Genomic DNA, 20,661 nt, shown 5'->3' with positions numbered 1-20,661 from the left:
CAAAGCCCCGAAATGTAATACATTCCGGAGCCTTAAACCTTCATTATCTTTTGATTACTTATACTATCTTCTTATCCGTGCCTACTCCCATCGCCGTCGTCTGACCCGCAGCAATCCCCTCCGTACTCTCAGCCATGAACAGTATCTTCACTGTCGCGAACATGATTTTGAGATCCTCTATCAGGCTGGGTCTTGCTATGTACATGAGGTCCATCAGCAGCTTGTCATAGGGTGTTGTGTTGTATTTTCCATACACCTGTGCATAGCCTGTAAGGCCTGCCTTTGCCTGGAGTCGAAGGACAAACTCCGGAAGCTCTTCCATGTACTTCTCAGCTATCTCCGGTCTTTCGGGTCTTGGTCCTACAATCGTCATCTCACCTTTTAGGATGTTTATGAGCTGCGGAAGCTCATCAATTCTGCATGAACGTATGAATCTTCCGATAGGTGTTATTCTGTCATCCTTATCGCCGGTACTTAGTCTCGCTACTCCATCCTTCTCAGCATCCATTCTCATGGAACGAAATTTTAAAACATAGAATTCCTGACCATCCTTGGTCAGTCTCTTTTGTCTGTAGAAGGCGGTACCACCATCAGATCTTATTATCAATCCCACCACCACCATAAGAGGTGAAAGCACAATAAGTGCGAGACCACTAACAACAATATCGATGATTCTTTTCACCAGCAGATACTCCGGTGTAGGGTTATATCTTCCAAGAAGGAGCATGGGCAGATTCATGAGACTTACTCTCTCTGCACCACTCATTATCACGTCACCGATTCTGGGAATTACATATGCACTTATATCATGTCTTACGCAGTACTTTATGATCTGATTTCTGTCATGGCTGTGGATACTGCAAAGGAATACTACCTCAGCATCACCGAGGTATTTATCCATATTCTGTTTATCTATGTTCTTTGCATTTACAGTTCTAAGAATTCTGTATCTTGCATCGAGACCGTTCTGCTCGATAAGCGCATCAAGCCCTTCAAGCTCATCCCAGATCACTACGCTGTCTCTCTTCTGATACTTGTTCAGATACCATTTATGAGCCAGAAGTGACCAGGTTGTTGTAACGAGTACTTCTATCACCATGCACATAAGGAGCGGTATCAAATTCGGGATTCTTCTGTTTAGAAGAGTTATTATGACCACAGTCAGACCATTAGTGATAACTATTGATAATCCCTGCGCGTACACAAGCTGTGATACCCTGTAGATATGAAGGAGAAAACCTCCATAGAGATGTGTCAGGTAATAGTACACAACCATAAAAAGAATTATTACTACGTAATTACCTTTCCTATAGAAGGGAAGCGCAATCCGGCTGCTGTAATAGAACATCCACGCTATTGCAAAGCAATAGGTCACAAGAAGTATGTTCCACAGCTTTACCGCACGTATAAGAGTATTTTGTAAAACTGATTTTTCCGCTCTTGATGTCATAGCGCTCCTTTCTTTCTCCAAGCCTGGAGTAATAGTTTTATATCTAAAATCAGTGAATAGTGCTGTATATAATACAGATCCATTTTCAGGATATCCTTTTCAGTGGAATATCCTTCCCGGTGCTGCATGGCATAGCTTGTAAAACCTGGCTTTAGCCTGAGTCTGTAGGTGTACTCGGCTTCATCGTCCATGAGCTTTTGCATCTTGTCTTTTGGATAAAGGGCAGTTCCAACCATGGACATGTCACCCTTTAGCACATTAAAAAGGGAGGGAATGGATTTCCCAATTCCCTCTCCGCTAAAGGACAGTCTTTCGAAAATTATTCCCTGTTTCCCATAACAGGATGTTTTTTCTATATGGCTTCCGCCTAAAAGCTTACATAGCATAAGTGGCGTAAGCAAAGCTATAAGTATCAGGGATACGAGGATATCAATGATTCGTTTTATAACCCTTGATTCCCATCTTATGGAATACTCCCTGAGCTCGAATACTGTTGTGCCAAAAAGATCAAGCTGTTCAGAGCCCTGAACCAGAATGTCCCCAATTGTAGGCACTATATATACTCTGATAAAATGCCTGAAGCAGTATTCCGTAAGATACAGCTTTTTTTCTATATCCATCTCACCAAGGATCACACAGCCATACCACCTTAGACATTCCTTTTTTATCTTCTCAATACCATCAGAAGGCTGCATGGTTTTCATAATAAGGAACCTGTCATTTCTGCTTGAGAATATTTCCTCAATCCTCTCGGAATCCATATCACTACTTCCGACTATGAGAGCCTCCCTTGCAGGGAAAACATTTCTATATATTGCATCAGCAATATAAGCCCATATGGCGGTGAGAAGGAGCTGTGTCACAAACATCTGCGCCATAGGTCTTATCGGAACCAGCCAGTTATTCATAATTGAAAGCTGCAGATAAGTGATGATGTTGGTCACAGCAAGTGCTACAGCCTCAGCAGCAAACACATTTCCCGGCTTTACATATCCCGTCCTCATTCCGTCTCCTGTTCTTGAGCAGAATAGAAGGATAAGGAAATAGATAATGACTATTAAAAGGTGGCCTCTGAAGTAGAGCTTAAGGCCTGCACCAAATACATATCCATCCTGACTTATTCTTATGGAGTTTATTATTGGATAATATCTTTTTAGCCATATCCAGGCATACATCAGTGCATGGAATAATAATCCAAGCAAAGATAACTGAATTACAGCGAACCGTTTTATGGATTCCATGTGGGTTCGAAAAGAATCTGCCACAACTCTCCTCACGCTTGCTCTCCATGCCCATAAAAATAGCAGATAGCAGGATGTGAAAAAACCAAGTCCCACATAGTTTCTATAAAGGTTCCAGATTCGCTTTACCGCAACCCCCTTATCGGATGACAGACTGTTAGCAGGTCTTCTGTAAATTGCAAGAGGCTGGTTAAGTCCATATGCTATTACTCCTGTCTTTAATATCTGCCACCAGGTTGCACTATCCTCAGATTCTATCTGAGGCATCATAAGTAGTTCCTTTTTTACTTTTTTTGTATCTATAAGAACAGTAGATGTGAATATTACTGTTCGTGATAAGGCATCTTTATAAGAAAGCTCCCTGGGCACTCTTACTATTTTCCCGGTGGGAGTCGCATTCTCATCACCAAATTCGTAGGCGGAAAACACAAAGCCTGCATCATATTTTTTCATATACTGCAGCTCTTTTTTCAGCTTATCGGGGAGCCATAGATCATCAGCATCAAGATATGCTATATATCTTCCCTCTGCTATTTTCAACCCTTCATTTCTTGCTCCCGCCGCCCCTTTGTTTTCCGTAAGCCTTACGAGCTTTATTCTCGCATCATCAAAGTGCTCTATTATTTCAACACTTTTATCTGTTGATTTATCATCAACAAGTATCAGCTCAAAATGCCCATGGGTCTGAGCGAGCACTGAGTTTATTGTTTCTTCTATGTAATTTTCCGCATTATGCACCGGTACAATAATACTGATCATATAGGTCTTCCATAGAATAATGAATTATTTCCTATTTTCACTTTTCTGATTCTGCGAAGGCTTTGCCTTAAGAGACTTTCATTTTTATTACCCAGCATGAACAAAATCATCCCCTTTGCCCTTGCAAGCTCTATCATTTTTATGCATTTCTCAGGGTCTTCTATACATATAAGCATCTGTGGTATTCTGAATAATTCTATGAAGCGTTCTGCATCCCCGAGAGATACTTTACTTATATCGCTAAATCTGTAAGGCATACGCATCAGAAGCTCTTTGTCACAGTCCGGTTTATAGAACACTTCTTTATTCTCTTCATCTTCTTCATTTTCATTAGTGGCGTCTGTTATCATGACAGTCCTTTGAGGTGCTATGTGGTAGGACATCCACCATTCTGAAAATTTCAGCCATGCAAGGTAGATGATTTGTGAGAATATAAAAAACAGAAAACCGGTTAGCAGGTCTGTTCTGAAAGCAGTAGTAATAATTATGTCGATAAGTAAACATGCTACTGTTTGTCTTCTATAGTAAAGAGGCTGGAGCTCGTATTCGAATTTGAGGTAAGTAAGGAGCAAACCAGCGGGAATATACAAAACAAGAAATACCACCGCGCCGCTAATGCCTACAAGATATAAACAGGTAAGAAACTGAATCATAGTAAGTACTATGGCGCAAAGAGTAATATGAAAATCGTATCTTTTTAGAAGACTTTGGCTCAATGTAGGTACCTCATATAGAAGGCTTTTGATGAAACAAAAAAGACATAGCTTCGCCATTGCAGTGCCGGTAAGAGCGCTGCCGGTTACTATCACCCAAAAATTAATCTGTCTTCTACTTAGAAGGTGACTCCGCTATGTCCATACCTCCATGCAACGCGCTCCGGGCGACGATTACACTTTAATACTTCATGTATCAATATTTATCAATAATCTCAAGCCCTACTACAATTTCTGTGGGCTTGCCGAAAAATTCTGTTTTAAGCACCGCCTGCTTTTTGTGGCGGTCAATTCTCGCGATCATTCCCTCAAGTCCCATCACAGGACCATCAGTAATAACAACGCGATCTCCCTCTATATAGCCGGTAGACATATCCACCTTATACTCCGGATTCATCAGCCTTGTTAAAAACTGTTCCTCCTTCACACTAAGCGGAACGAACTCATCCCCGGTCTTAAGGATTTTTGTAAGTTCTTTTACTTTTTTTAATCTGAAGAATAATTCCTCTACTTCATTCGTAAGAAAAAAAATGTATCCCGGGAACAGCTTGGTCTCTACCTCTTTATCTATTCCCTTTATCCTTTTCTTTAGTACCTTTACCGGGATGAAAACCTCTTCATCTTCATACCTAAGGCACTTAACGCATATGTTCTGTATCTTATGCTCATTTCCGGATTTAACCTGTATCACATACCACATGCTTCATTACGTTTTTGAAGTATTCTCAAAATTCCCTTTCTCAAAAGTTGCAGGAGTGAGATACTCACTCCTGCAACTTCAGGAAGATTGTCCTGATCAAGATAATCTTTTGATTAATAAGAGTTATCGTTTTAGAAATTACTTTCTAACAACTTTGCCCTTATATCCAGCCTTCTTGAGTCTCTTCTTGAATGTCTTGAACTGACTCTTTGACATGTTCTTCTTGTTGACCTTGATGGTCATCTTCTTTGTGTTCTTACCCTTGAATGCGCCCTTTTCTACCTTAGGTGCCTTCTTGGAGTTGATCTTAAGGGTCTTAAGCTTCTTAGCCTGGATAGAACCCTTCTTGAGAGTTGTGATTGTCTCAGGAAGTGTAATTGTCTTAGCCTTTGAAAGGTTCTTAAGAGCACCCTTCTCAAGTGTTGTAACAGTGTACTCTACACCATTAACCTTGAGCTTTGAAGGAATGGTTACAGACTTTGCTGTTGATGCCTCAACAGAAACAAGTGCTGCAGATCCATCGGCTTCTGTATCAACAGTAGCCTTAACGCCGTTAGCCTCTTCTGCCTTTGCATCATCCTGTACAGAAGGTGCAACAGGTGTGGGAGCCACTGTCGGGCTCTGTGCTGCATAAACAGGTGTAGCAATAACAAGAGAAGCTGCGAGAGCCATGGCAATAGCCCTCCTCATAAACTTGAACATCCTAAGTGTCCTCCTTTCTTCGTATTGCCCCCTCTTGAGCAATACTCTATTTTTGTATTTTGAGTAACCGAATTTTATTCGGATTGCTCACAGATTAAGTATCGACTGCGGATCAGTCTTAGGCTTTCTTTTTGCCATAGTAGTACGAGTCACCGCTGTAGTATTTGCCATAGTGACCACCGTAGTATTTTCCGCCGTACTTCTTGTAGTAATAGCCTCCCTTAGAGCCTTCTACACGGTTAAGTATTATTCCAAGTAAAGGACAGCCTGCTCTTTCGAGCTGCATGACTGAGTGCTTTACCATTGACTTTGATGTGACACCTCCTCTTACTACGAGGATTGCTCCATCACACAAAGATCCTATTCTCTCTCCATCTGACACAAGGTCTAATGGGGGAGAATCAATAAATGTATATCTGTAATTATCTTTTGTGTAATCCAGAAGTTCTTCAAACCGTTGATTTTCAAGCAGCATAGACGGGTTAACAACGTTATCTGAATTCGGCAGAATGTCTCCATCTGCTATATCTGTATGAAAAAGGGAATTTGAAAATGGAATATCATTGGCAAGCACATAGCTTGTTCCGTTGATTTTCTCCCCGCTTTCAAGACTCATACCATATTTTTCTGTCATAATGGATTTTCTGAGGTCCGCATCAATAAGAATGCTTTTTGTCCCCGCCTCAGCCATCTGTCTCCACAGTTGCATTGCCACAAAGCTCTTACCTTCATTGGGGTTTGTTGAAACAACCATTATCTTTTTAATATCTTTACCCAGAAAGCTTATGTTGATACGAAGTCTGTTAAGAGCCTCTTCTACCGCATAGGGCAGTTCCGGGTTATTTTTTATAGTAAGCTTCTGCATTTATTCTCATGCCCCTTTCTTCCGGTTCTTAAGTAAACCGGCTAATCCTTTTTTCTTCTTACCCTCGTGCTCGAGGAGCTCAGACAGAGATCCTATATCGCTCTCAGGTATGGTAGTAAGGGGCATAATGCCAAACATCTTCTCAACATCTTCAGCTGAGTTGAAGGTGTCATCCATAACGAATATTGTCGTAAGAATGGTTAGTATGATTACTAATCCGATAAGTGCACCAATTACTATGTTCTTTGAATAGCTGGGTGAGCTCTTCTTCTCAGGTACAATTGCAGGCTCTATTATATGAGGCTTAGATGTGTCCATGAGCTTGGGAACCTGATTCTCTGCGTCCTTAGCCATCGCATTAGCTATTTCCATAGCCTCCTTTGGATCAGGACTTGTCACCTTTATCGATAAAATTCTCGTATTGTTTACTACAGTGATTGATGTCATATCACGGAGCTGCTCATAAGAATATGGAAGCTCCAGCTCATCAATGACATCCTCAAATATAGGTCTTATCTTTATTACTTCCTGATAGTCTGCTGATAAGCTTGTACCAAGGTTTAGGTCTGTAAGGTTTACAAGTGTATCGCTTGATGCTGATACCATGTAAAGCTTTGCAGTTGCAGAATACATAGGTGTTATAAGAAAGAAAGTTATCAGTCCTGATATCACTGCACCTGTTGCAAAAAATAAAGCAATCCATTTTAGCTTCGTTTCAAGGTAAAAGAACAATTCCACAAGATCTATCTCTGTCTTTTTGTTCTGCTCCTTGATCAGTATGGTGTCGGCAGTATCACCTACCGTTTTCTTTTTTTCCATGCTATTCCCCATTGTTTTATTCTTCTTCCTCGCTCTCTTCCTCCTCCGCCTGTGGCACAGATCTTACTTCTTCAAGTTTGTAAAGTTCTGTCATTACATTAAGAAAAGAATCATAATCTATATAGAATTCCTGATGCTCAATACCATCTCCTAAAAGCATTCCAAGCTTATGGGCTCCTTCGAAGGTCTTGATTCCAAGATTTTCTCCCTGACTTATCCTGTTAAGGATTTTTGATATATCATTGCCAGACATGTTTGTCTGTGCACAGTCCATCATTTCCTTAAACGCTACGTTAGGAAAATTCGGATTTGCTTTGGTATTATCAATTATCTTCTGCAGATAACCATCCATATACTCATGCTGCCTGCGCATTCTGTCCTGATTAGAGCCATCTGCCACATTCATTCTCGAATGAACGTAGTTATAAGCCTGCTCATCAGAAAGGGTTATTGTCTCTCCCTCTATGAGGGTGGGATCAGCAGCTGTAAGATCACTTGAAACCGTTACCGTTACACCGCCAACAATGTGATTTAGCTTGGGTATCTGCTCCATATTTAAGGAGTAATACCCCTCTATTGGTATGCCTCCAAGCATAAGCGAAACAGCATCTACTGTATTCTCACAGCTCTCCTCTTCGTTACCTCCGTAATAATGGGCTGTGCATATCTGCTGGGTGGCCTTAGCATACGCGGTTCCATCTGCAGTCATCATTGGCACTTCTGTTACTGTATCTCTGTCAATTTGCAAAAATGCATAGTTGTTATCTAATCTGTTAATTGTTACAAGAAGGAGAAAATCTGCCATCTTGCCATGGTATTCATTATCGTCTTCAGTGCTTCCGCTCTTATCTGTTCCGATTATCAGATAATTTTTTGAAGATGAATCAAATTTGTAAATAGTACTTCCGATTTTTATCTCATCCTCGGCAAGTTCGTAATAGTCCTCTTCTTCATCATCTTCATCCTCATCAAAGTTCTCAGCATAAGCACGCTGATCCATTTTATCTTCAATAATGTTTATCCCGAAAAACAGGAGTATTATTGCTAAAACAGCGCCTCCAACTGTGATGAACACCTTTGTCTTTTCAAATCTTCTCATTACTCCAAACTCGCTCCCCGCGATAATCAATCTCATTGAGAAAATCAGCGCAGAGCTTTTTCTCCAACATTTTCCTTCCCTCTCTCATATTTGGAACTCTGCTTGTCATATTGTGACAGTCAGTTCCAAGAAGTACCTTATATCCATCCAAAATAAGCTTCTTGTCAAACCTTCTGGTCCGCCATTCAAAAAGGCTCCCTGTATTAATCTGCATTACTATAGGAAGCTTCATAATTTCCTTCCATATGTATTTATCCTTCTGGAATTGGTAAAACCTCTCAATGTGTGCAAGTATTATATCTATCTTCTGTTTGTGTAAAATATCCACAACATCAAGGTATATTTCCTCAGTCCATTGAGCAAATGGCATCTCAAGCAACAGATAATTGGTGTCCCCCATGCGTAGCAGCGGAAGCATATCTGCTCTCCCTATTCCCGGAAAATAATAGACTTCGGCACCAAGCTTAAAATCCATATCCAGTCCGAGTTCAGACGAAAGCTCCAGTGTTCGTTCATAAGCCTCCTGTCTTTTCCTAATGAATGTCTGAACGTTTTCCTGCTGCGCATAAAAATGCGGAGTGAATACTATCTTGTCAACACCATGCTCCCTTTCTGCAAGAAGCATATCCCTGGTCATATGAGAGTCCCTGCTGCCATCATCTATTCCTGGAAGTATATGTGTGTGAAAGTCTATCATCGTCTCCGCTTATCTATCCTTTTTTAGGCATTATTTTCTATTTTTCTGCCTATATTTGACATTCTATTACAAATTTCTATTTCTTACAATATGCTTATCTCAATTTTGTGCATTTTTACTGTCAATATTTGATAAAATTTTAAGAAATATATATTTTGGAGATTTTATTATGGAAAACATTATCGACTACAAAAAAGTTGGCGCAAGAATTCATGATGCACGTAAGAAGTGTGGCTACACTCAGGAACAGCTTGCTGAATTAACTGACATGAGTGCAACACACGTTAGTCACATTGAGACCGGTTCTACCAAGATTGGATTGCCTGCGCTGGTTCGCGTATCCAATACGCTTACTGTTACAATTGATTCTCTTCTTCAGGATAGTTCTGATTTAAGATTCGACGCTTACATGGACGCACTCTCACAGATCCTCAAAAACTGTAATGATAAAAAGAGTCAGGCAATTATTAACATTGCTACAACTATAAGAGATCTGGATAATGATGATATCTCTATAGAGCAGTAACTTTTCTGGCTTTTCCTCATTTTATTCTTTTCAATATATTCAAATTGTTATGTCCCATATTGAATTCACTTTTTTCTCATAGTCATATTAGTGTTTTGATATATCTTAATTTAGGCGGTTTTTTTGTTGCGATTATTTCGGTTATTTTGTTTAAAAGCACTATTTAACCATCTTTTTATAATTTCATTTATTTTCATACTATCTAAATTTAACATATAGGTATATAATATTTCTAGTGTTTGTTGATGTTATATCTCCCAAAATGTAACATTATACTTGTAGGAACCCTTGTTTATTGCATGGGTTCCTACATTATTAATTAGAATTATGGAAGGTAGCTTACTGCTGATGAACAAAAAAGTTATGACTTCGATGCTTATTGCATCAACTGTTCTGTTGATGTCCGGCTGCTCAAAAAAGGATAGTACTCTTTCAAATATTCCTACCGAGAAAAAAATCGAAAAGAACGGAAGCGTTTTAGATGTCCTTGTAGCCGACTACACTTCAAAAAAATCTTTAACCACGCTTCTGTTTAAAAACGGAATCACTTATATAGAAGATGAAGACTGCATACGTAGTGATGGAGTTACATGTTTTCTTGACTACGATAGCACTTTTGAAATCTATTATAACGATGATGATGAATCTATCTTTGAAGCTTATTCTTATCTTTACTTCAGGGATGAAGACGAATTTATAAATGCAAAGGATACTGTCTCAAATTACCTTAGCAGAAAAACGAAGGAAGAAGACGGCTTAAGCATTTCAACTGATGCTGAAACCGGAACAATCTTTTTTCCTATAACAATGTTTGAAACAGAGGAAGGCAAGCAGGTTCTTTACCTGACTTTATCCGAGACCTCATATGATGAACTACCTTCTTCCGGATACATCTCAGAAGGATATGAGATTACGGAGGAAACTGCACTCTACGATGACTGGCAGTTCATTACTTCAGAGTATAGCGAGGCAGATGAAAATGACGAATGAAGCTATTGTCCGTGAATTCGGACTACAGATCAGAAACAGACGATTATCAAGAGGATTCTCTCAGGACGAGCTTGCCATAAAGAGCGGTCTGCATCATACTTATATTAGTAAACTTGAGTGCGGTCTTAAAGCTCCTACTATTCTTACAATGATGAAAATCTGTGATGCTCTTAACATTTCCCTAAATGATTTACTTAGCGATTTTAGCTCAGTCGACTTTTCAGATGATGAGCATAACCGCTATCCATTAAAATGCTATAAGCTCATTACTACACTTTCCCCTGCGCAGCAGGAAAAGATTTACAAAATCGTATTAGCTGTTGTAAATCTTTGCGATTAAGACAGTAAGCCTTTACAATTATTTCCTATGGCATAAGTAAAAGAACTCCCTAAAAGCTAATTCTGCTTTTGTGGAGTTCTTTTTGGTGTTTTATATCAAATGGCTTATGGTAAATTATTATAATTCAGAGATTCCTCTCTTGAACATTTCCTCAAGATCCTTATCCTTCTTGAGCTTTGCTGACTTTATCTCAATACCTGCCTGAGCGAAGTAAATCTTCAGGTAGGAATTGCCTACCATAGCAGGGTGAAGGTCGATTGTTACAGTCTGCCAATCCTTCTCCATGCCAGTAAGTGTATGAGATTTAACGAGCATCTTATCCTGGAAAACGGACATAGGGAGCTGTGCCACATCAGGCTGGTTCTTATCAGCTCTCATCACAAGCTCAAGCTTCATGGTGCATCTTCTTGTTGTTGTGATAACAAAGGATGTTGTGGCACCCTTTGCAACCTTGATGTCCTTTACGTCAAGATCCATCTCGTCTTCTGCGAACTTGACTTCAATGAGCTCCTGAAGGCTTGCGTCCTCAGCAGAGATTGCTTTTGCCAGCTCCTTATCCAGGGCTGACTCCTCACCAAGCATATGTCTGAATGCAGGTGTCTTAAGAAGGAATCTGCAGATATTGGCAGCACATCTTGCAAGCTCAGCTCTTGTAAGTCTTCCGTCCTTAAGAGCTTCATCCAAGTTGTCTCCGCCGGAATTTTCCTCTGCACTGGTATTTACCATGTTGAGGTCATTCTGAGCTCGAACCTGAGCAGCTACATTCTTGTAGTCGCCGGGAGCACCTGCTTCATCGTTACCCATTGCCCACCAGTCAGTCATTACAATTCCATCAAATCCCCACTCACCGCGAAGGATTGTTGTAAGAAGGTCATAGCTGCTGGCAGTCCAGATACCGTTTACAGGGCCGTAGGTACTCATGATTGCACGAGCCTCTCCCTCACGAACCGCAATTTCGAAAGCCTTCAGATAAATCTCACGAAGTGCTCTCTCTGAAACAACATTATCAACATGATGTCTCTTGAATTCCTGTGTGTTACCCGCAAAGTGCTTGATAACACCTGTGACATCATACTTGTGAAGTCCGCGTAACTGGGCAGAAACCAGTTTCCCTGTGAGCATCGGATCCTCTGAGAAGTACTCAAAGTTTCTTCCGTTCAGGGGACTTCTGTGAATATTCATACCGGGTCCAAGAAGAGCGTCTATTCTGTTTCTTCTAAGATCAAGAGCCTCCCATGTGAAAAGCTCCTCATTTATATCCTCATCAAAGGTACATGCAAGACATGTTCCGTTAGGAAGTGAAAATGCATGTGTACCGCAGTCCATTCTGATTCCGCTGGGGCCATCGGAGCATCCGCCAACAGGAATGCCAAAATCCTTTAATCTATCAGTCACTCCGCCATATGCGCCTGCAATCCCCGCCGTTACCTTGGGAGAACACATTCCCTCTCCGCGCATCATAGCGATAAGATCTGAATCGGAAAGCTGTGCAATAAAGCCTTCCATCGATACATTTTTATCTTCTACGTCCTTGAGCTTAAAGCCCTTATCTCCTGTATATGGAAGTACCTTGGGAAGTCTGTCTTTTCTCTTCTTGTTTGGATCAAGCTTTCTTACAGGAACCTTTTCAGAACCTCTCTTGAATCCGTTCTTCGCTTCCATGGGCTTTATACGATCAAATTCTTTTACAGGAGCATAAGCTTCCTCGCACTCATCGATCACTTCAAGCGTCTTAAGCTCAAACTCGCCTGCTGCCTCAGCGCTTCTAACATCGCTTCCGGCATATATTCTGTAAGTACCTGCCTCCATAACATATGCTGACTTGTGCTTTGTAGCGCCACTATCATCATATGAAGACATCCAATACTTAGGAATGTCAAATTCTATGCTCTGCATCTGACCGGGCTCAAGAAGATCAGTCTTTCCGAATGCAACAAGCTCTCTTGCAGGCTTTCCGAGAACACCCTGGGGAGCTTCAAGATAGACCTGTACCACCTCTTTTCCTGCCCTGTCACCTGTATTGGTAACAAGAACCTCCAAGGTTGCACCTTCCTTGCTGTCATAGGAGAATTCTCCAAGCGCAATATCAAAAGTTGTATAAGAAAGACCATAGCCGAAAGGATACAGTACAGCATCCTTATTAAAGGTCTCAAAATAGCGGTAACCAACGTATATATCTTCTGCCTGGAAGTTTCTCTTTTCTGATCCGAAATTCTCAGTTGAAGCGTAATCTTCGATATTCTTTGCAATAGTATCGGAAAGCTTACCTGAAGGATTAACAGCACCTGTAAGTACGTCAAGTACAGCGTTGCCGCCTTCCTGACCGCCCTGCCATACATAGAGAACAGCCTCAGGACCAATCTCCTCTACCCACTTCATATCGATGATATTTCCCACGTTAAGAAGTACGATAGTACGTGAAAATTCCTTGCAAACCTTCTTAAGGGCGTCCTTTTCCTCATCTGTAAGAAGATAGCTACCCTTCTCATTTTTATTATCCTGATCTTCTCCTGCTGTTCTTCCGATTATGAAAACAGCGGCATCAGACTTAGCTGCAGCATCTTTTACGAGCGCATCACTAAGGGGCATTTCCTTCTGGAACCAGGGCTCTGCTGCCCAGCCCACACCAACATCAAAAGGATTCTCCTCTACAAATTTCTCATACGCAGCGCGGACATCCTTGTTGACTTTAATGCTCTTTGAAGCCTCGAGAGCCTCATAGATTCCTACAACATAGTCAACGTTAACCATGCCGCCCGAGCCTGTTCCGCTCTTGTAGTAGTTCATCTGACTTCTTCCAAAAACAGAAAGCTTTGTGCCCTTCTCAAGGGGAAGTGCATTTTTATCGTTTTTTATAAGAACAATACCCTCAGCTGCCGCTTTTCTTGCAGTCTTTTTGAATTTTTCTATATTCCAAGTCTTTGCCATAGAAAACTCCTTCTCATATTTTTATAAAAAAATGTGTAGCAATATATATTTTATAGGAAACTAAGGACAATTTCCAATCGTTTTTAACTAAATGCATTGAATTATGATCCCCTCATCCGGCGCTGCGCGCCACCTTCCCCCCAAGGGGAAGGCTTAAAGAGTATATACCATTTCTCCTGGGGGGAAGGCTTAAAGAGTATATACCATTTCTCCTGGGGGAAGGCTAAAGAGTATATACCATTTCTCCTGGTGGAAGGCTAAAGTAGTAAATATCGGTTTCCCAATGAAGTAGCCATATATCAGCCTTTTACCGCGCCGACCATAACGCCTGACTCAAAGTACTTCATTACAAAAGGATAAACTATGATCATAGGTGCACTGGATACTATAATTACAGCATATTTTACGAGCTGCTTATATGCATTCGCATCAGAAACCGCATCAAGAGCAGACATGCTGGCCGCGGTGTTGGCGTCATTTACGATAAGTATCTCTCTGAGCACCAGCTGAAGAGGGAAAAGCTCACGGTTCTGGAGGTACATTGATGCCTGGAACCATGAATTCCAGTGAGCAATAATGTAATAGAGAGCGATGGTTGCTGCGCTTGCCTTAACAAGTGGAAGAAGAACCTGGAAAATAACCGTGAGGTCTCCTGCTCCGTCAAGTCTTGCTGATTCTTCAAGTGCTGGCGGAACTGTCTGGAATGCTGTTCTCATGATGATCAGGTTGTAAGTTGAAACACATGCCGGAAGGATAACTGCCCATCTTGTATTAAGAAGTCCGAGCTTCTGCATAATAATATAAGAAGGAACAATTCCGCCGCCGAAGATCATTGTGAATGAGATCAGCATCATGATAAGGTCAACAAACAGCATATCCTTTCTTGAAAGCACATAAGCACTGACAATTGTGATAACAAGGCCAAGTACTGTTGCTGTAGTAACATAAATTCCGGTATTGATGAAGCCTCTGATAAGGTCAGCATTGTTAAATACCAGCTTGTATCCAGTAAAGTTGATTCCATGAGGGAGAAGCACAAGACCACTCTTTGTGTTCAGCCAATAGGGATCACTTATTGATGAAAAGAGTACATGGAGTACGGGCAGGATAAAGATAACTGCCAGAACTGTAAGTAATGTATAGTTAAATCCAACGAACATTTTTCTTGAAAAACTGCTCTTGATTCTGTTTTCCTTAGGTGTAATAGCTATAGAACTCATTTTTAATAAAACCTCCAAATATTAGAACAGAGATGTCTCTGTGTATTTACGGCTGAGCTTATTGGTTGTAATTATAAGCACCAGATTTATCAGCGAGTTGAAAAGACCTACCGCAGTTGAATAGCTGTAATCACCATCCATGAGACCCTTTCTGTAAACATATGATGCAATGATATCAGCTGTATCATAAATCTGTGAGTTATACATAAGGATTGTCTTTTCATAGCTGGATGCCATAAGCATTCCAACTCTTAAGATCAGCATGATGATGATTGTCTGGCTGATTCCGGGAAGTGTTACGTGAATAAGCTGCTTCCAGTGTCCTGCACCGTCAATCTTTGCTGCTTCATACAGCTGTTTATCAACACCTGACAGAGCTGCTATATAAAGGATTGTTCCAAATCCAAGTCCCTGCCACAGATCTGATGAGATATAAATTGTTCTCCAATAAGAAGCTACACCCAAAAGGTTCTGAGTTTTTCCTGTAAGTGTTGTCATAAGTGTTCCGAGAACACCTGTTGTCTTACAGAAGTCAACTACGATACCGCAGACAACTACCATTGAAATAAAGTAAGGCAGATAACTGATTGTCTGAACAGTCTTCTTAAAGTGCTTATTTCCTATATCATTAATAAGAAGAGCAAGAATGATTGTTACAGGGAATCCTATAAGAAGACTCCATCCATTAAGAAGGATTGTGTTCTTCATAAGTCTCCAGAAATAGAATGATCCGAAGAAATCCGTAAAGTTCTGAAGTCCGACAAATCTCTTAAAAAGGCTTCCGAATATTCCAAGCTTTGGTTTGTAATCGGAAAATGCCATCAGGATACCGCCCATAGGCAGATATGCAAACACTACATAAAATAAGATGAGAGGGAGAATTAAAAGATATCTCTTCCAGTTTCTCTTAAAGTCTCTGACAATTGCCTCTTTGGTATATTTCCTTTCCTTAACGGGCTTTGTCATCTTAACCTCTTTTTTCTTTTCCTTTGTCTTCCTTTCCGGTCGCTCTGATAACGACGCTCTAGCGATAGCCATTTGTGTTCCTCCTATTTCTAAATTACATTTCGCAACATATAAGATGCGTTGATTTCTTTCCACAGCTTCTAATGATATTTTTCACATCACGAGCCGTGACTCATTTTCGTATTTACACCATAAGGCAAAAAAATCCCCCTAAAAAGAACCAGCTTTTGTTTTAAAGCTAAATTTTTGCTCTTTTTAGGGGGGCGATTTTTGATATCGATATGTTATTTTTATTGTAAAAAAATGCGAACCATCTGAAAAACACTGGATTTATGCTGGGTCAGGGCCTGCTATTTTTTACTGTCGCGATATGCACCGGGAGTTATACCCTCATATCTCTTGAAGGTTCTTGTTAAGGCCTTGGCATCAAGATATCCTGATCCTACTGCTGCATCATTTACTGATGCACCCGCATTAAGAAGCTCCTTTGCCTTATCTACGCGAAGCTTTTGAATGTACTCAAGAAGGCCTACTCCCATGACGCTCTTAAAGGTTCTTGAGAGATGCGATACGGTAAATCCGTACTCATCAGCGATTCCGGAGACTGAGAAGCCCTGTTCAGTGTAGTGTTCCTGTATGTAAACCTGAACATCATCCATCCAGGCAGGTATTCCATCTTTTTCCTTCTCTTCCACATATTCTATTATAGAAGAGAAAATTTCCTTACTTGTCTCCTTAAGCTCTTCCATGCTTGTTACTGCCATGAGTCTTTCCTCATAATTGAGGCTTTCCATGAACTCTTTGTCAGCTTTTTCCATCCTATAAGAAATGGACATGGTCAAAATTGCAGCAAGAGCATACATACGGTAATTATTCTGGCGAAGATACCTCCTGTTATGGGGAAACGCCTTATCAAGGTAGGTGTCCAGCATCTGATATGCCTCCTTGAAATTGCCGGTTTCAAGACAGTTCAGCATCATCCTTACTGTACCGGAGTACTCGTCAAAGTCCACCATATCATCTTCAGACTGATCTGAGTTCATAACCCAGACATCATCGGAATCAGGACCTCCTCTCCAGAAAATCCTATACTCCAGCTCAGTTTTGAGCTCTATATAAATATCTCTTACATTTTCAAAATTGTCGTACACTTCACCTAAAAGCAGGTAAATAGGCTCTTTTAAAGTCTGATTATAGAAGGTGTGCAGCTCTTCAAGCTTTTCCTCGAGTATTTTTCTGTCAGCATTTCCATCAGCCTTTATGAAAACAAGGTAATCCTTTTCATATTTATATACTCTGCTGTCAGTAGTTCCCAAAAGCTCATCAATGATGTTTTTGAGAGTAAATGACATGATATCCTCCCCTGTTTTATCGGGAGAAATAGATCCTTTTTCGCCGGAGAGCGCTCCCTGTCTCTCATCCCTTGGCCTTACAACTATCATCGACCAGGGAATGCCCTCAGGAATATTCGTAAACTCGCTAAAAGTCTTGGAAACAGCTTTTTCAGTATTTATATCACCATCAAACACTCGTCTTATGCGATTTTCATACATATATGGTTCAAGCTGTGTTACATTCCTATGCATAAGTGAGTTTTCCGACATTATCGTGGAAACCTTGTTGTTAATACTCTTGAAGGTCTCCATAAATCCTGTGTCCTCTTCCTCATTTATGACATCAAGCAATCCCTGTAGCGGTTTCCAAAGCTTTTTTGTCGATTGAAATGACATAAACAGCATAATTGCTATGGCACCAACCAGTTCTATTACAAAAATAACCCAGAAAATCCTTATGGGTCTGTACAATTTGGATATTGGCGTTCCCACAAAGCACGTCCAGGGTGCGGTTGAAAGCTTTGCCCCCGCATAATAGTATCCGTTGCTTTTAAATTCCATATTTGCTGGATCTGCAAGTACTAATCCTCCTACTTCTGCTCTGCCCTCATCAGATACATACACATCATTATATCCATCTGTAAGGATAGTCACGTTATCAGGAGCCTCTCCGATATCTATCTCGCTCATCAGACATTCAAAGACAATTACTGCCTTCTTTTTATAATGGTCGTCATAGACATTGCTCATTATCCAAATTCGTCCGTCTGAAAAAATATGACCGCCTTCTATACCTCCAAAATTCATTATTCTGCTAAAGTCTTCAGGGGGCAGTCCAAGACTTTTAATATAAGAATCTATTACCCCTGAATTCCAGTATCTTGAAGATGTCGAGAAAATAGAATTAGTATCAATATAGTAAACATAGGCCTCTTTAATCGTATTTCTATGGATATTATCCATAATGAGGCCTCGCAGCTCTGACAGCTCATGAATCTGAGTTCCCATCATGCTCTCGGAGTAATCAAGTGTCTTTAAAAGATCTCTGTCCGCAGCAATATTGGCCATGCTCGCAGTGAGCTGACCAAATTCGGTATCAAGATTTGAAGCTGTTATTTGTGCCTTCTGAGATGCAAGAGATGCCGTGTTATTATTAAGTACTCTATAGTTATATAAATAACCGACCATCGTCCCAAGAAGGATTATTCCGCATATTATAATGTAGGAGCTCATTATTGATCTGAAAATGCTCCCACCGAAGGGCTTGTTGTCCTTACTCATCTATAAAAAAATCCTCCGCAATAACAAATTATCCCATTAAGGATTTTACCACAAATTTTGTGATTATATTCTTAAAAAAGCTTTAAATTAGTACTAATGTCACTCCCATTTTATGCATTCCCAAACCTCGCTATTTTACTGGGCTTGCAGGTGTATACACCCAATTTTTACAACAAGAATTGGAAGCCAAAATCAATTTTTGGGCATGGGTTTTTATCAAAAAAGATGACCGTCAAAAAATACTAGCCCTTGTTTGTCATCGCCACCAAAAATATACTAAGCTCACAAAATGAATTCGCCGGCAAAACAAATCCGACGCAAAAATAAAGAACCGTTTTAGGAGGTTAATAATGAAAAAAAGAGGTATAGCACTTTTACTCTCACTGGTAATGACCGCATCAGTAGTTGCAGGATGTGGATCATCATCAAAGGATGCCGCTAAGGCTTCCGGATCTGACACAGTAGCATCTGAGGTTGATGCAAATGCGGAACTTACTCTTCCACTTTGCGACGAGAAAACAGACATTTCTGTATGGATGCTCAACGATTCAACAGCTATGGCAAAGAATGGTGGTGACTACAACAACAATCCATATTATAAGGAGCTTGAGGAGCGCACAAACGTACATATCAACTGGCAGGTTCCTGCTGCTCAGACAGAATCAGAGCAGTTCAACCTTCTCTTCACATCAGGAGAGCTTCCGGACGTTATGTTTTACAGCGCATCACAGGGCATTACATATAAAGATGGTCTCGACGCTGCTGTAGATGATGGATATTTCCTTGATCTTACAGATCTTTTACCTAAGTATGCACCTCACTATCTCGAGGCACTTAAGAAGTCCAGCGAGAACGTTCAGAAGGCAGCTGTAACAGACGAAGGTCGTTATGTACAGATCTATTCAATCCTTCAGACATCTCAGCCTTCCTTCTATGGATATGTAGTTCGTCAGGACTGGCTCGATGATCTTGGTCTTAGCACACCTGAGACATATGAGGATTGGGAAAACATGCTCAAGGCATTCAAGGATGAGAAGGGCGCTTCCGCAGCACTTTCAGCATATCCCGTATGGCTTTGGAACCTTGGCGCAGGCATGGGCGTTTACAACCTTACAGATTTCTATCAGGAAAACGGAGAAGTTAAGCAGGCACTCTTCAACGAGCCCGAGAAGGTTCGCGAGTTCCTTACACTTCTTAATAAATGGTACAACGAGGGACTTATCGATCCTGACTTTGCTTCTGAGACAAATCCCTGGGGTAACTCAGTTCTTATCTCAAACGACAGCACAGGCGTAACCTGCACAATGTACACAATTCCTTCAGCACTGTTCCTTCCTTCAATGACAGATGAGGATGCTTCCTTCTCCGCATTAAAGGTACCTGTAGCAAATGCAGGTGACACAGTTAAGAGTGGTTATGTTGTTCCCGATACAAACGCTTCATGGGTAATCTCAGCTGACTGCAAGAACCCTGAGCTTGTTCTTAAGTGGATCGACTACATGTACACAGATGAGGGTGCACTCTTCGGTAACTACGGTAAAGAGGGCGAGACCTTCACAATGGGCGATGATGGAAAGCCTGTATTCACAGATGTAATCGCAAACAACGCTGACGGCCTTTCTTATGACGAGGCAATGCGTATTTACACATATGAACCTTCATGGCCCGGTATCTACTATGATTGGGAAAGAGAACTTCAGTTCGTATCACAGGATGACTTCAAGATGTGCGACACATGGAATGATTTCGATCACGAAGCAACCTACTATCCTTCATACGCAACAATGAACCTTGATGAGACAGCTGAGTACTCAGATATCTTCTCTGACCTCTCAACTTACATCCAGGAGAACCTTCTCTCCTTCGTAACAGGTTCCAAGTCTCTCGACGAGTACGATGAGTTCATCGATACAGTAAAGAGCATGAACATTGAGCGTGTAATCGAGCTTAAGCAGGCTGCATACGACAGATTTAACAAATAATTCAAATATTCCCCTTGTTCAAATGAACATAAGATAACGTAAAAAACCT

Annotated in this window: 17 protein-coding genes; 4 read left to right on the top strand and 13 right to left on the bottom strand. The window is 40.8% G+C overall.

The genetic code is table 11. From position 1 onward, the window contains the following. Window positions 1-58: 58 nt before the first annotated feature. The 9 genes from G586_RS0119855 to G586_RS0119815 form a co-directional block, all read right to left on the bottom strand. The gene (locus tag G586_RS0119855) at window positions 59-1,450 is read right to left on the bottom strand and encodes a sugar transferase (RefSeq protein ID WP_026529100.1); all 1,392 of its coding nucleotides are present in this window, start codon (window positions 1,448-1,450) and stop codon (window positions 59-61) included. Beyond that, entirely contained in the window at window positions 1,447-3,450 is a 2,004-nt protein-coding gene (locus G586_RS25870) for a glycosyltransferase (protein ID WP_081674494.1), read from the bottom strand. Before G586_RS25870 ends, G586_RS0119855 begins: the two co-directional genes overlap by 4 nt. Beyond that, window positions 3,447-4,166: a hypothetical protein gene (locus tag G586_RS0119845; RefSeq protein ID WP_026529099.1), complete on the bottom strand. Its 720-nt coding sequence runs from the start codon at window positions 4,164-4,166 to the stop codon at window positions 3,447-3,449. The genes G586_RS25870 and G586_RS0119845 overlap by 4 nt, the downstream gene beginning before the upstream one ends. Before the next feature lie 193 nt (window positions 4,167-4,359). After that, window positions 4,360-4,854: an antiterminator LoaP gene (gene loaP, locus G586_RS0119840; protein ID WP_196811658.1), complete on the bottom strand. Its 495-nt coding sequence runs from the start codon at window positions 4,852-4,854 to the stop codon at window positions 4,360-4,362. A 147-nt stretch (window positions 4,855-5,001) separates the two neighbouring features. Next, the gene (locus tag G586_RS0119835; protein ID WP_026529097.1) at window positions 5,002-5,565 is read right to left on the bottom strand and encodes a leucine-rich repeat protein; all 564 of its coding nucleotides are present in this window, start codon (window positions 5,563-5,565) and stop codon (window positions 5,002-5,004) included. A gap of 118 nt (window positions 5,566-5,683) precedes the next feature. Beyond that, window positions 5,684-6,430, bottom strand: a complete 747-nt coding sequence (locus G586_RS0119830) for a CpsD/CapB family tyrosine-protein kinase (protein ID WP_026529096.1) — start codon at window positions 6,428-6,430, stop codon at window positions 5,684-5,686. 6 nt (window positions 6,431-6,436) lie between these two features. Beyond that, window positions 6,437-7,249, bottom strand: coding sequence for a YveK family protein (locus tag G586_RS24150; protein ID WP_051204963.1), 813 nt, complete (start codon window positions 7,247-7,249; stop codon window positions 6,437-6,439). A 16-nt stretch (window positions 7,250-7,265) separates the two neighbouring features. Then, window positions 7,266-8,348: an LCP family protein gene (locus G586_RS25405; protein WP_051204962.1), complete on the bottom strand. Its 1,083-nt coding sequence runs from the start codon at window positions 8,346-8,348 to the stop codon at window positions 7,266-7,268. Next, window positions 8,335-9,045 carry a CpsB/CapC family capsule biosynthesis tyrosine phosphatase gene (locus G586_RS0119815; protein WP_026529095.1) on the bottom strand — a complete coding sequence of 237 codons (711 nt, stop codon included), beginning with the start codon at window positions 9,043-9,045 and terminating at the stop codon, window positions 8,335-8,337. The genes G586_RS25405 and G586_RS0119815 overlap by 14 nt, the downstream gene beginning before the upstream one ends. Before the next feature lie 169 nt (window positions 9,046-9,214). On the opposite strand from G586_RS0119815, the gene G586_RS24140 reads away from it, so the two are divergent. From G586_RS24140 to G586_RS25400, 3 genes are all read left to right on the top strand, one after another. Further along, the gene (locus tag G586_RS24140) at window positions 9,215-9,571 is read left to right on the top strand and encodes a helix-turn-helix domain-containing protein (RefSeq protein ID WP_035773743.1); all 357 of its coding nucleotides are present in this window, start codon (window positions 9,215-9,217) and stop codon (window positions 9,569-9,571) included. Window positions 9,572-9,919: 348 nt separating this feature from the next. Continuing rightward, window positions 9,920-10,561 (top strand): hypothetical protein, encoded by a 642-nt coding sequence (locus G586_RS0119805; protein ID WP_026529094.1) that lies wholly within the window; start codon window positions 9,920-9,922, stop codon window positions 10,559-10,561. Then, window positions 10,551-10,901 carry a helix-turn-helix domain-containing protein gene (locus G586_RS25400; RefSeq protein ID WP_051204961.1) on the top strand — a complete coding sequence of 117 codons (351 nt, stop codon included), beginning with the start codon at window positions 10,551-10,553 and terminating at the stop codon, window positions 10,899-10,901. Before G586_RS0119805 ends, G586_RS25400 begins: the two co-directional genes overlap by 11 nt. 117 nt (window positions 10,902-11,018) lie before the next feature. Here G586_RS25400 and G586_RS24130 read toward each other — a convergent pair whose 3' ends face one another. The 4 genes from G586_RS24130 to G586_RS0119780 all read right to left on the bottom strand — a co-directional run bounded on the left by G586_RS24130 (window position 11,019) and on the right by G586_RS0119780 (window position 18,630). Further along, window positions 11,019-13,829 (bottom strand): glycoside hydrolase family 3 protein, encoded by a 2,811-nt coding sequence (locus tag G586_RS24130; protein ID WP_035773741.1) that lies wholly within the window; start codon window positions 13,827-13,829, stop codon window positions 11,019-11,021. A gap of 299 nt (window positions 13,830-14,128) precedes the next feature. After that, a complete protein-coding gene (locus G586_RS0119790; RefSeq protein WP_051204960.1) occupies window positions 14,129-15,049 on the bottom strand; it encodes a carbohydrate ABC transporter permease in 921 nt (306 codons plus the stop codon). 21 nt (window positions 15,050-15,070) lie between these two features. Continuing rightward, window positions 15,071-16,087 carry an ABC transporter permease gene (locus G586_RS0119785; RefSeq protein WP_242832070.1) on the bottom strand — a complete coding sequence of 339 codons (1,017 nt, stop codon included), beginning with the start codon at window positions 16,085-16,087 and terminating at the stop codon, window positions 15,071-15,073. 278 nt (window positions 16,088-16,365) lie between these two features. After that, the gene (locus tag G586_RS0119780) at window positions 16,366-18,630 is read right to left on the bottom strand and encodes a helix-turn-helix domain-containing protein (protein ID WP_026529091.1); all 2,265 of its coding nucleotides are present in this window, start codon (window positions 18,628-18,630) and stop codon (window positions 16,366-16,368) included. A gap of 350 nt (window positions 18,631-18,980) precedes the next feature. Between G586_RS0119780 and G586_RS0119775 the strand changes: the two genes are divergently transcribed. Beyond that, window positions 18,981-20,612: an extracellular solute-binding protein gene (locus G586_RS0119775; protein ID WP_026529090.1), complete on the top strand. Its 1,632-nt coding sequence runs from the start codon at window positions 18,981-18,983 to the stop codon at window positions 20,610-20,612. Window positions 20,613-20,661 lie beyond the last annotated feature (49 nt).

This window comes from Butyrivibrio sp. VCD2006 (assembly GCF_000423925.1).
GTDB lineage: Bacteria > Bacillota > Clostridia > Lachnospirales > Lachnospiraceae > Butyrivibrio.
This window is presented reverse-complemented; position numbering and strand designations above follow the sequence as displayed.